Genomic DNA, 12,055 nt, shown 5'->3' with positions numbered 1-12,055 from the left:
CCCGCCGATCAGGATTGCGGCCGCGCCGTGCCGCTCTTGGGGTAGCGCTGGGCGAAATCGGCCGCAATCTCCTCCATGGGCACGAACTTCACGCCCTCAAAGCCCTTCATGTAGTTGAACAACCGCTCATGCATCTTGAGCACATGCGGCTTGCCCGACACATCGGGATGGATGGTCAGCGGAAACACCGCATAATCATAGTTCTCGTAGACCCAGTCGAACTGGTCGCGCCACATCTCCTCGATATCGCGCGGGTTCACAAAGCCATGGCTGTTGGGCGAAGCCTTGATGAACATCATCGGCGGCAGATCGTCGAGGTACCAGGATGCCGGAATCTCGATGAGGTCGGTCTCTTCGCCTTGCGTATAGGGCTTCATCCAGGTCGAGGGATGCTGGGAATAGTCGATCTTGGTCCACTGGTCCCCAACCGTCACATAATAGGGGTGGTGGTCGTTGTGCATCAGGGAGTGGTCGTAAAGGATGCCCTTCTGCTTGAGCAGCTCGTTGGTCTTGGAGCCGAACTCCCACCAAGGCGCCACATAGCCGCGGGGCGGCTTGCCCGTCAGTTCGGTGATGAGAGCCACGCATTTGTCGAAGATCGCCTCCTCCTGCTCGGGGGTCATGGCGATCGGGTTCTCATGGCTATAGCCATGCATGCCCACTTCGTGGCCCGCATCGGCCACGGCCTTCATCTCCGCCCGGAAGGACTCGATGGAGTGGCCGGGAATGAACCAGGTGGTCTTGATGCCCCATTTCTCGAACATGCGCAGCAGGCGGGGTGCCCCGACATGGCCGGCAAAGGCGCCGCGCGAAATATCGCAAGGGCTGTCTTCGCCGCCATACGAGCCGAGCCAACCTGCAACGGCATCCACGTCGATCCCATAGGAAACGAAGATTTCCTTAGCCATGTCCTATCCTTCCCAGATGCAGTTCCAAGTGCTTCAACGGTCCAGTTGGGATGGAGTATACAGGCCAGTCTTCCCGGCGAAACAGCAAGATCGCTATGAAATTCGGGCAAAGCGCCACAAAGTTTAGGCTTTGGCAGGCGGCAAACGTTAATGCCCGGCCAGTGACAGCGGTGTATATGTTGGCTCGGCTATTTGGTGCGGAGAAGTGTTTGCCCGATGAGTGCGGTTTGCTTGATCACCACCGGAGGCACGATCGCCTCGCGCCGCAACGAGACCACCGGTGGTGTAACGGCAAGCATTGGTGCCGCCGATCTGCGCACTACCCTGCGCGATCCGCTGGACGGCATCGATCTGGAGGTTGACGAGTTCTGCAATGTCGGCAGCTACGCCTTTGATCTTCCGCTCGCCTTTGCGCTCGCCCAGCGCATCAATGAGCGCTTGGCCGACCCGGCCTGCGATGGCGTTGTCGTGACCCACGGCACCGACACGATGGAAGAAAGCGCTTACATGGCCGACCTGCTGCTCGCCTCGGACAAGCCGGTGGTGTTCACCGGCGCGCAGCGCGCGGCCGACCAGCCCGATACCGATGGTCCACGCAACATCGCCGACGCCGTCCGGCTTGCCGCCGCGCCCGCCGCCAGTGGTCTGGGCGCCACCATCTGCTTTGAGGGGGAATTCCACGCCGCGCGAGACGTCACCAAGACCCACACCTCACGCGTTGACACTTTCATGTCGGGCGAACATGGCAAGCTGGGCGAAGTCGATGGTCAGCACGTCATGGTCCAGCGGCGGCCAACGCTGCGCCGCTCCTATGCGCCCACTTCGGTCGAGCCTGATATTGAGCTGATCAAGCTCACCATGGGCGCGACGGATCGATATATCCGCTATGTCGCCGATAATGGCTGCAAGGCCATCATCCTCGAAGGCTTTGGTGTCGGCAATGCGACCCCCGCCATCGCCCAGGCCGCCGCGCAGATCGTTGCAGGAGGAACACCGGTGATCCTTACCTCGCGGTGTCCCCGCGGACGGGTGAAGCCGGTTTACGGCAATGGCGGGGGCAAGGATTTGTTTGATGCCGGCGTGATCTTTGCAGGCGACCTCAACGGCGTCAAAGCCCGCATCCTCGCCTCGGTCCTGCTCGGCGCCGGAGCAGACGTCGATCTGCGCACCGAGATGGAGTTCCTCGGCGGCTAGCTGGGACGCACGGGTGCCGGACCGGTGTGATCCCGGGCGCTCGTGATCCGCTCCGCTTGACGCATCGCATCACCGGTACGAGCGCCGGCAAACTCGCCCGCCAATGCAACTAACTGATGGCGGGCACCGTAGCTCTGCAAGCCTCGTGCCATCTCAGGTCGGGGCTTTCCGTCCAGGTTGCGCCTGCCTAATTCGCCGCCGCAGAACGATGTGGTAACGCATTGGACTTCCAATATCAGTTGAGACCATAAATGGCTGCCCCGACCCCAGCAGACAAGCCTGATCGCAAGCGCCGCTGGTCCTGGTGGCAGGTGCTCCTCGTCGTCGCGGTGCTCGCAGTTGGCCTCTATGCGGCTCTCGCGCGTCCCTGGGAACCAAAGCCCGCCCCAGTCGCGGTAGAAAACCTCGCCATGGGGCCGTTCTCCCAGGTGCTCGCCGTCAATGGGCGTGTCGTGGCGCGCGAAACGGTCACCGTGCGCTCGGCAGTGTCTGCCTTGGCGGTTGAGGTTCTGGCCAGTGAAGGCGATCTGGTGGCGGCCGGCGATGTCTTGGTGCAACTCGAGACCAGCCAGCCCCAAACCCTCGTGGGCCAGGCGCAGGCGGCGCTTGATGCGGGGATGGTCAGCCAGGCCCAAGCCAAAGCCAATGCAGATCGGGCGATTGCCTTGGGCGAAAATGCCACCCGCTCGGCCCGAGAGGACGCCGAACTGGCGCTTTCGGCCGCGACCAATGAGGTCGCCCGCCTGCAGGCCGCGCTGGAACAGGCGCAAAGTCAGCTCAAGCAATACACGATCGTGGCGCCGCTAACGGGCACGGTGCTGGATCGCAATGTGGATCGGGGCCAATTGGTTGATCCGCAAACCGAGCTGTTCATCATCGCCGATATCGCCGACTTGCAGGTCGAAACCGATATCGACGAGCTCTACTCCTCTCGGATCAGAAGCGGGCTCAAGGCACTGCTCAAACCCGTCGGCGATACCGTGCCCCAGCATGGCAGTGTCGTTTTTGCCTCCCCAACCGTTGACCCGGCGACCGGCGGCCGTCCAATCAAGCTCGCATTCGACCAACCGGTGGAGTTGCCGGTGGGCCTGACCATCAACGCCAATATCATCGTGTCGGAAACCGATGCCGCCCTGACCGTTCCCCGCGGCGCCATTGTGACCGAAGGCACCGACAGCCATGTGCTGGTGTTGGAAGATGGCGTCGCAATGGTGCGCCCGATCGAGTTTTCCGATTGGCCTGCCCAACGGGTCATCGTCACCGCCGGTCTCGATGAAGGGGATCAGGTGATCCTCGACCCCACTGCGGTGCAACCCGGTCAAAGCGTAGTCGCGGAGTAGTGCGATGCTTTATGGCCTCAAGATCGCCCTGCGCTACCTGACGGCCAGCAAGGCGCAAACCAGCCTCTTGATTGCCGGCGTTGCGGTGGGGGTCTTTGTCTTCATTTTCATGAGCGCCCTGATTGGCGGGCTCGCTGTCTTTCTGGTGCAGCGCACTGTCGGTGACATCGCCCATGTCACCATCGAAGCGCCCGACAGGAACCCGGCCCTGCTGGTTCCCGAGGTCGCCGGGCCATTGGTGGTGGAGCAGCGTGCCACCAGCCAGCGCGCGCAATTGCGCACCGCCGACGCGTTCCTGCCCACCATCGAGGCTATGCCCGGCATCACCGCGACGTCCCAACAGATCGTAGGCAACGGCTTCCTTGTGCGCGGCCTCATCACCGCTCCTGTCAGCGTGGTCGGGGTCGAAGCCAACAAGGTTTCGGCAATTGCCGATATCGGGGGCGCGCTGATCGAGGGCAGCACCGATCTGACCAATACTGGCATCATCATCGGCAGCATGCTGGCCGATGATCTCGGCATCGGCATCGGCCAGGTGGTGCGGCTTGAATCCGAGCGCGGCGTCGAGCGGCCGCTGGTGATCAGCGGCATTTTCGAGTTGGGCGTTGAAAGCCTCGACCGCCGAACAGCAATTATTGGCCTTTCCACCGCCCGGACCCTCTTTGAGCTGCCGCAGGGGATATCGCGCATCGAAATCAAGCTCGACGATCTCAACCAAGCCAATGCCTATGCTGCCCGGATCGCCGCCGAGACGGGCCTAAAGGCGACCCCTTGGACGCAAGGCAATGCTCAATTGCTCGACGGGCTTCGGGCGCAAGCCAGTTCGGGCAATCTCATCAAGGCTTTCGCCTTGATCACCATCGTTATTGGCGTGGCCAGCGCATTGCTGCTCTCGACTTATCGGCGCCGGCCCGAGATCGGCATCATGCGGGCGATGGGTGCCAGCCGAGGTTTCGTCATCTTCGTCTTCGTCACCCAGGGCGCGCTGATCGGCATACTGGGCGGGTTGATTGGAGCGGGGCTTGGCTATGCCGTGCTGTCGCCCTTCCCCGTGCCTGAACTCGCGCCTCCCGGCGGCTTGCCGGTGGATGTGCGCCAGGGTGCCTATGGCCTTGCGATTGCCCTGACCGCCATTGGCGCCATCGTCGCTTCGATCCTGCCAGCCCGCGCCGCCGCCCGGGTCGATCCCGTCTCGGTGATCGGCCAATGAGTGCGCTCTTGCAAGTTCGGGATCTGGTCAAGACATATGGCGAAGGCGAGGCCGCAACCCGGGTGCTCAAGGGTGTCAATTTGCAACTGGAAACCGGCGAGTTGTCGGCGCTGCTCGGCCCATCCGGCTCCGGCAAGAGCACGCTCCTCACCATCCTTGGCACCCTGATGCAGCCCACTTCCGGGCAACACGAAATGCTCGGTGAGGATCTCACCAGCGCCAGCGATCGGGACCTCACCGAGTTCCGCAATCGCCATATAGGTTTTGTCTTCCAGTTCCACCATCTGCTGCCCGATTTCACCGCGCTCGAGAACGTCATCTTCCCCGCGGCCGTGCATGCCGGGCGCGAAACCGCCGCTGCGCGTCAGCGCGGCCGTGAACTCCTTGTCCGTGTCGGCCTGGAAAGCCGCATGGATTTTCTCGCGACCAAGCTCTCGGGCGGGCAAAAGCAGCGGGTCGCCATCGCCCGCGCCCTCATGAACCAGCCCGAACTGGTTTTGGCCGATGAACCCACCGGCAATCTCGACCGGGAATCCGCCATGCAGGTCATGGAGTTGATCCGCGAAATCAACGAAAAGGAGCAGACCACCTTCCTGATTTCCACCCATGACGAAAACATCGCCGATCTCTGCAAGCGGCGCATCCGCGTGTTGGACGGACGCGTGGAATAGGCGCCGGTTGGCTCAAACTTGAATCGAGCTTCTCGCCAACCATGCCGCCGATTACCCGCACACCATAAGTGTCTATTGAGCCCACTGGGGAAGACTCCGTTCGATCTCGGCTGGCTGCTTGCCAACAAATAGACCCGGAGCATAATTAGCCGCACGATTGGCAGAACCGGATAACTGCTCGTGACCGGCGGCGCGTCCGAACCGGTATGGTGCCGCCGCCCGGTTCACCATCGATCAACGGGTGGCTCCTTACCTGGATCGGCACCAATGCCATGGACCCGCTTGCGAAGCTGAAATTGTACCTCGTTTCGTCGGATCCCGGCCATGTGGGACTTCGCATGGGCGTGCGCGTCATGCTGACCGTCGCTGCGGTCTGCCTCGCCCTTTTCGTTTTGGGTCGCTGGGTCCCCATGAACGCGCCATCCTATGTGCTTGGCATGATCACGGCGATCCAGGGGGCCGCCCAAATCAATGATCCCACGATCGGGGAACGTGCCGTAACCCGGGTCTATGCTGCGCTGGGCGGTTTCATTGCCATCGCCGGCATATCGCTGGTCGAGAGCTCCTTGGTTCTGGTCGACCTCTGGCTCCTGATTGTCATCTTCGTTGCCACCTATTCGCGCCGCTTTGGTCCCCGCTGGCAGGCGGTTGGCGTGTTCACCTTCATGTGCGGGGTGGTCGGCGCTTTCCTCAGGGCTCCGGAACGCGATCTGGTGGAAATCGCTCTCGCCCTGCTTGTTTCCGGCGTGGTTGCGCATCTCGTGCGCAACTATGTCGTGCCGGAAAGGCCATCGCGTGACTTCCGCCGCGTCGTTGCTGGTACCCTTTCGCTATCCCAGCAGCTGCGGCAGCTAATCGGGGCGGTCAGCGCTACACAGAAGGACATGCGCTGGAACGATGCCCTGCTGATCGCGGGTTGGCTGCGCAGCGACATTCGCATGTGCCAGAACTACTTGCCCTTGAAGGTGGAAGGGCCCCACTCCGAGCGGAACTCGGACATCGTGCTGCGGCTGTTGGATTTGCAGCTGGCGACCGAGACGGCGCTGGACGCGTCCTCGGCCAGCGCCTTGCGCCGACCGGAAGCGGATCCGGGGAGTGTCAAGCGCGAGCTGGACGAGATGCAGGAGGCCGAGCGGAAGTTGCAGGACGCCGTTGCCCAGTTGCCGGCTTCCTTCCCCGAGGGCGCGAGTTCGGTTCCGCGCATGCCCCCGGCCAAACCGCTGCCGGCGCGGGGCGAATGGCTCAACGACGCGCAGTTTCGCCTCGCCATCCAGGTGACGCTAGCCTGTGCGATCGCCATGGTGGGCGGACGACTAATCTCCTCGGACCGCTGGTTCTGGGCAGTCATGGCCGCATTCCTGATCTTCATGAACACCCAGTCGGCGGGCGCCGTGGCAGTCCGGGGCATCAGCCGGGCCATGGGCACTCTCGCCGGCATAGTTCTGGGTATCGGCCTCGCTACGCTCGTCCGTGGCGATCTCTACCTGACCATTCCCCTGGTCGGCATCTCCATTTTCGGTGCGTTCTATCTGGCGCGGATCTCCTATGTGGGGATGAACATCTGCATCAACGTGGCGATTTCGCTCATCTACGGCCTGGTGGGCATCTTCAGGCCCGAACTCCTCGTTCTTCGTTTGGAAGAAACTGCGATCGGCGCGGCTGCGGGGATTTTTGCGGCGCTGGCTGTGCTGCCGGTCCGAACGGCCAGTACGGCGGATCGAGCGATGAACCGCCTTTATCTGTCCCTCAAGCAGCTCACGGCGGCGATCATCAACATAGGGGCGGACCAGCAAAATCAGTCCATGACCGCCGCCGCCGGCGCCGTCGACAAAGCCTTCGCCGATGTGGTGAAAGCCTATGATCCCATGCGCAGTTTCTGGGCCATGGGCACGGCTGAAGTCAAGACCCGCAATCCTCTGAGGCGCGCCTATCTTCTCGCGCATGCGGCGCATCTGCTCGAGCACAGCTTCCGCCAAACCCGACCCACTGACACAGAACTCCAGGAGCTTGCGGCGATACAGGACCGCCTGGCGATCATTGCGGGCGAAGGCACCGCCGCCGATCTGCCCGCCTCGGCCGCCGACGACAGCCTCAAGGAGCACGAGACCGAGCTCGCCATTGCTGACGAGCCAGTCAGGTATGCCCTTGAGATCATGTCCGAGATCCTGCGCCAGGTCGAAGCTGGCGAGTGATAAGGTCCGTCAAACAATCAACAGCCAAGCCGCGGCCATGGCCATGGTCAGCACGGTGACGATCGCACCCGCCTTGGAAAACTCGGCAAAGGAAATCGTGAAGCCATAATCCTTGGCGCGCTCCACCATGATGATGCCGGCGAGGCTCCCGAACACCACGAGATTGCTCGAGAAGTGCGTGCCCAACGACAGCGCGGCCCCGTATTGTGCGTTCCCCTCTGAATGCAGGTAAGGCACCAGCATCATGACGGCTGGGTTGTTTCCCACAATGTTGCTGACGATGCTGCTGACCCAGAACAGGGTGAAAGGCTGGTCAAGATCGATGCCGCCATGAGCCAGCTGCGCGAGCAATCTTTGGGGGAGCCCGGTGGCCGACACCGCGGCATTGACGACAAACAAGCCCATGATCAGCAAAAGCAGGTCGCCATCGACCTCCTTGAGCATGTCTCGGGAGGAAACGCGCCGGCTCAGCAGGAGCAAACCGGCAGCGGTTAACGCGATCAGTTCGCGTGGCCATGGACTGAAGATGAAGGCGATCACCACGGCCAGCGCCACCAACACGGCCTTCGCCGTTTCTCCCACCGAGAACGGCGTGCTGGCAAGCTCGTCCACCGGCCGCTTCTTGTCGGCGGACGGAGTGAGTTGCCAGCGGCCGCGATACAGCCAACTCACCACGATCCAGATGATCGGCAATGACAAGAGCGCAGGGACCGCAGTGATCTCAGACACGCCGGCGAATGACAGGTCCAGCTTTTGGGCGGCAATCATGTTCTGGGGGCTGCCAATGATCGTGCCGGACGCGCCAGCATTGGCCGCAAAACAGAAGCCCAGCAGAAAGGGTATCGGATTAAGCTTGCGGTTGAGGGTGATGGACATCAGCAGCGGCGTCATGGCGACGGCCACCACGTCATTGGTCAGGAATGCCGCGAGCAGCCCTCCCACCACGATGAGGATCGCCAGCAAGGCCCCCGGCGACACAGACGCGCCCGCCACTTTCCGCGCCGTCCAGCCATAAAAGCCCGACACCACGAAGGCGGCGGAAACCACCATGAGGCCAAAGAGCATGCCGATGCTGGAATAATCGATGGAGTCCCACGCGTCCTTAGGGTCAATACTGCCCGCGGTCATCATGGCCAGCGCGCCGATGATAGCCGCGCCAGTGCGATCCACCTTGAGGCCCGGCAGGCCCCCTAGTGCCATGGCCAGGTAGACCAGAAGGAAGATCAGGATCGTGAGGTCCATGGCGGTCTGGGTCCATCTAACCGGAGTTGAGCTTGCTGCCGGAGCGACTGCCCGGCAGCGCTTGGCCCGCCTAGTTGTCCGTGCCCGATTTGATGTTCCACAGGCTGTAAGCCTGCTCGCCGTAGAGCTGTTCATCAAGCCCTTGCCGTTGCACCTCTTCTGGCACACGCAGCTTGCCGAAGCGGTCGATCAGGCGGAGGATGATGCTGGTGACCACGGCCGCATAGATCACGACAATCAGGATGCCCAAGGCCTGAACCAGCAGTTGGCGCGGACCGGCGGAAACTGCGTTGATGTGGGAGCTCGCAAGCAGCCCGATCAGGATCGAGCCGGTGATACCGCCCACACCATGCGCCCGGAAAACTTCCAGTGTGTCGTCGACCTTGAGCCAGGACTGGATATATTTGGCGTAGTAGCAGGCGGTGGCGCCTACGGCGCCGATCAGCAGGGCGGCCATGGGCTCCACATAGCCCGAGGCAGGCGTGATCGTTGCCAGACCGGTGACGGCACCAACGAGGAGGCCCGAGAAGGTCGGGTGCCCGGTTTCGCGCCATTCCCAGAACATCCACACCAGCATGGCGACTGAGCCGGCCAGCATGGTGTTGGTGAAAGCGTAGGCCGCCAGCGCATCGGCTGCGTAGGCGCCACCGGCATTGAAGCCGAACCAGCCGAACCACAGCAGACCTGCGCCTAGGGCAACCAGCGGCAGGCTGGCCGGGGCCGAGGCGCCTTCCGCCACGGCGCGCTTGCCGAGGTAGCGTGCGGTCACCAGCGCCGAAACGCCGGCCGAGGCATGGATCACGATGCCGCCGGCAAAGTCCACTACCCCGAGACGCGACAGGAACCCGCCGCCCCAGATCCAGTGCGCCACGGGCAGATAGACGATGATGGTCCAGAGGGCGACGAACCACAGATAGGCTGCGAACCGGATGCGTCCCACAAACGCCCCCGTCATCAGCGCCGGGGTGATGATGGCGAACATCATCTGGTAGCCGAACACGAGGATGAAGGGCACGTCGCCGGCATAGTTCGCATTGGGTTCAACGCCCACATGATACATGCCGAAGTATGTGCCGATATTGCCGATCATCCCGCCCAGCGATGGGCCGAACGCCAGGCTGAATCCGCCGAACACCCAGATGATGCCGACTACGCCGATGCAGACAAAATTCTGGATCATGATCGAAAGCACGTCTCGATCTCTCACCAGCCCCCCATAGAACAGCGCCAACGCAGGCGTCATCATCATGACGAGGGCCGTGCAGACCAACACGAAGGCAGTATCACCGGCGTTGATGGCAGTCATCTTGTTGCGCCCTCTCCTGAATGTGTTTGATCTAGCATCCCCCTGCAGCTCATCACTTGTCATCCATCAAGAAGTTCGCGCCTACCGGGCTGTGCGGATGCGGCGTGGCACGGCTCTTGGGAGCGATGAACAGGTACAAGGTGAGCACATAGGGTGCCGTATAGGTGGGCAGTCCGGTCGGCGCCATGATCACATCGAGGGCGGATTGCATGAAGACCGTCGCGACAGTGGCGAAGGCGGCATAGATGAAGACATAGCCCGACGGCTTGAGAAACACCGTGCCCAAGGCAATAGCGGTCAAGACGGGGCTGAAGCCATAAAGGCCCTGCGACACTACCGAGGGATCGGCTCGCATGATGAGGACCGTCAGCAGGGCAATGATCGATCCACCGACAGCGGCCATGCCCGCGATGGGCGAGGCAATGAAGATCCCGACGAGAATGATAACCCCGCTGACCCAGTCGCCCAGCAGATACACCTGACCGATGTTGCGGAAAAGGATCTGCAGCAGTTCGAGTGGGTTGGGGATCGGCACGGTGCCGAGCGCATAGTCGGTCGCCAGCTTGGGTGCTTCACCCACGACATGCAGCGAGCCGAAACCATAGGCCCCCGCCAGAAGCAGCCAGGCCGTGAGCACAAACGGACCCGTCGAGCCGGGAATGCTCCAGCTATTGGTCAGCGTCGCGCTGAAGGCGCTGGTCACGATGGTGCTGATGGCCGCGCCCACGAAGATATAGATCCAGAGCTCGGGCGAGTTGGCGATGAAGGTGGGTAGTGCGATGCCGACCAGGATGCCGTTGAAGCCGAACAGCCCGGAAGTGTAGGACTGGGGATCGGCCTTGAGCGTCCTGGCTGTTCCCGTGCCAACAATCACGCCGAGTACGGCGCCAATCGTTGTGGCCCAGTTGCCGCTGGTGAAGGACGAATAAGCGATCGCTAGGAAGAACAGCGCCCCGGTCAGGGCATTTTCCATGAAGAAGACCTGACTTGCCCCCTTGAGGCAGACCAAGCCGAAGTTATTCCTGTCAATGCTCATGGTCCCAGACCTCCGGCGCTACCGCCATAGAAATTGCTCGGGTAAGGTGCGGCCGCGTGCTTCCTCGCGAACGACGCGCCAGAAGCGCCGGACCTCGGCGCGCACGTCATAGCTTTCCACCCCAACCGCCCGCAGCATGAGCCCGGCGCCATTGGGCAGCATGGAAACACCGGACATGGCCCTGGGCGCGTCAGGCGTGGCGTTCACCTCCACGCGTTCCCGGATCCGGGCTGCTGTTTCGGGGGGAGTAAGGCACACCACATTGGCAAGGGCGTCATAACCGCGGCTCACCGCCGGCAGATCGAAGGTGTCGTTGTCCTTGTCGATCAGCACCTTCTCGGTGAAGATCGCCTTGCCACCTGGCCGTCTGGCACTTACCTGCATGGACAGCAGATCAAGCCCGAAGCGCTCGGAGGCATGGTGATGCTTGCGCCCGCTCATCAGCATTTCGCCATAGAGCAGCGTCGCGCTCTCATCGATGACGATGTCGGTCCGGTTGATGTAGCGGGAATCCCGGTAGGGAATGGTGAAGTCGGGCAGGTATTCGAGATAGCTGCCCGCAGCGAGCGTGAGATGCTGGTGTTGCGAGGCATAGTTGGCGTCCATCCGGTGGATGCGGTTGGCCCCCTGCGAGGTAACATGGGCGCAGGCGCCCTCCCCCACAGCGATGCTGATCCGGTAGCGATCGCCCTGCAGCACGCCACCGCCGATCGAAATGATCGAGCAGATCGGCAGCTCTGGCATGGCTTCATCCCAGTAAAGGGCCTGCTGCACGAGGAGCGGCGTCACGCGATAAAGGTCGTGCAGGATCGAGCGCCCGTTCCGGAGCGAAAAGCCCAGCCGCAACTCCCCGATCTTGCCGGGCCCCGCAGCGCGCATCTGCGCCGGCTCGGTGTGGAACCCGTTGAGCTCGCGCGCCGCATCCAGCCGCAACAATGACTCGTGCAGGCCCATAG

The 12,055-nt window shown here is 62.4% G+C and carries 10 protein-coding genes; 5 read left to right on the top strand and 5 right to left on the bottom strand.

Annotated elements, in window-relative coordinates; all coding sequences use genetic code 11:
- Window positions 1-8: 8 nt before the first annotated feature.
- On the bottom strand, window positions 9-908 hold the full coding sequence (locus ELX51_RS07850; protein WP_127752991.1) for a polysaccharide deacetylase: 900 nt from the start codon (window positions 906-908) through the stop codon (window positions 9-11).
- A gap of 231 nt (window positions 909-1,139) precedes the next feature.
- On the opposite strand from ELX51_RS07850, the gene ELX51_RS07845 reads away from it, so the two are divergent.
- From ELX51_RS07845 to ELX51_RS07825, 5 genes are all read left to right on the top strand, one after another.
- Window positions 1,140-2,102 (top strand): asparaginase, encoded by a 963-nt coding sequence (locus ELX51_RS07845; RefSeq protein ID WP_248305284.1) that lies wholly within the window; start codon window positions 1,140-1,142, stop codon window positions 2,100-2,102.
- A 251-nt stretch (window positions 2,103-2,353) separates the two neighbouring features.
- Window positions 2,354-3,442, top strand: coding sequence for an efflux RND transporter periplasmic adaptor subunit (locus ELX51_RS07840; RefSeq protein WP_127752989.1), 1,089 nt, complete (start codon window positions 2,354-2,356; stop codon window positions 3,440-3,442).
- A 4-nt stretch (window positions 3,443-3,446) separates the two neighbouring features.
- Window positions 3,447-4,652: an FtsX-like permease family protein gene (locus ELX51_RS07835; RefSeq protein ID WP_127752988.1), complete on the top strand. Its 1,206-nt coding sequence runs from the start codon at window positions 3,447-3,449 to the stop codon at window positions 4,650-4,652.
- Window positions 4,649-5,323, top strand: a complete 675-nt coding sequence (locus ELX51_RS07830; protein WP_127752987.1) for an ABC transporter ATP-binding protein — start codon at window positions 4,649-4,651, stop codon at window positions 5,321-5,323. Before ELX51_RS07835 ends, ELX51_RS07830 begins: the two co-directional genes overlap by 4 nt.
- Before the next feature lie 272 nt (window positions 5,324-5,595).
- Entirely contained in the window at window positions 5,596-7,515 is a 1,920-nt protein-coding gene (locus ELX51_RS07825; RefSeq protein ID WP_164854796.1) for an FUSC family protein, read from the top strand.
- Between the two features lie 9 nt (window positions 7,516-7,524).
- Here the strand turns inward: ELX51_RS07825 and ELX51_RS07820 are convergent, their stop codons facing one another.
- The 4 genes from ELX51_RS07820 to ELX51_RS07805 all read right to left on the bottom strand — a co-directional run bounded on the left by ELX51_RS07820 (window position 7,525) and on the right by ELX51_RS07805 (window position 12,053).
- On the bottom strand, window positions 7,525-8,757 hold the full coding sequence (locus ELX51_RS07820) for an SLC13 family permease (RefSeq protein ID WP_127752985.1): 1,233 nt from the start codon (window positions 8,755-8,757) through the stop codon (window positions 7,525-7,527).
- 70 nt (window positions 8,758-8,827) lie between these two features.
- Complete coding sequence (locus ELX51_RS07815) at window positions 8,828-10,063, bottom strand: ammonium transporter (protein ID WP_127752984.1); 1,236 nt, start codon at window positions 10,061-10,063, stop codon at window positions 8,828-8,830.
- A 52-nt stretch (window positions 10,064-10,115) separates the two neighbouring features.
- Window positions 10,116-11,099, bottom strand: a complete 984-nt coding sequence (gene yut / locus ELX51_RS07810; protein ID WP_127752983.1) for an urea transporter — start codon at window positions 11,097-11,099, stop codon at window positions 10,116-10,118.
- 18 nt (window positions 11,100-11,117) lie between these two features.
- Window positions 11,118-12,053 (bottom strand): urease accessory protein UreD, encoded by a 936-nt coding sequence (locus tag ELX51_RS07805; protein WP_127752982.1) that lies wholly within the window; start codon window positions 12,051-12,053, stop codon window positions 11,118-11,120.
- Window positions 12,054-12,055: the final 2 nt, after the last annotated feature.

Source organism: Devosia sp. 1566 (assembly GCF_004005995.1).
Taxonomy (GTDB): domain Bacteria; phylum Pseudomonadota; class Alphaproteobacteria; order Rhizobiales; family Devosiaceae; genus Devosia.
The sequence above is the reverse complement of the archived record's forward strand: the minus strand, read 5'-3'. Positions and strand labels throughout refer to the sequence as shown.

What these genes read in the sequence shown, in the direction of transcription:
- ELX51_RS07850 (WP_127752991.1), bottom strand. Translation starts at nt 908, where the DNA reads ATGGCTAAGGAAATCTTCGTTTCCTATGGGATCGACGTGGATGCCGTT.
- ELX51_RS07840 (WP_127752989.1), top strand. Translation starts at nt 2,354, where the DNA reads ATGGCTGCCCCGACCCCAGCAGACAAGCCTGATCGCAAGCGCCGCTGG.
- ELX51_RS07835 (WP_127752988.1), top strand. Translation starts at nt 3,447, where the DNA reads ATGCTTTATGGCCTCAAGATCGCCCTGCGCTACCTGACGGCCAGCAAG.
- ELX51_RS07830 (WP_127752987.1), top strand. Translation starts at nt 4,649, where the DNA reads ATGAGTGCGCTCTTGCAAGTTCGGGATCTGGTCAAGACATATGGCGAA.
- ELX51_RS07825 (WP_164854796.1), top strand. Translation starts at nt 5,596, where the DNA reads ATGGACCCGCTTGCGAAGCTGAAATTGTACCTCGTTTCGTCGGATCCC.
- ELX51_RS07820 (WP_127752985.1), bottom strand. Translation starts at nt 8,757, where the DNA reads ATGGACCTCACGATCCTGATCTTCCTTCTGGTCTACCTGGCCATGGCA.
- ELX51_RS07815 (WP_127752984.1), bottom strand. Translation starts at nt 10,063, where the DNA reads ATGACTGCCATCAACGCCGGTGATACTGCCTTCGTGTTGGTCTGCACG.
- yut (WP_127752983.1), bottom strand. Translation starts at nt 11,099, where the DNA reads ATGAGCATTGACAGGAATAACTTCGGCTTGGTCTGCCTCAAGGGGGCA.
- ELX51_RS07805 (WP_127752982.1), bottom strand. Translation starts at nt 12,053, where the DNA reads ATGGGCCTGCACGAGTCATTGTTGCGGCTGGATGCGGCGCGCGAGCTC.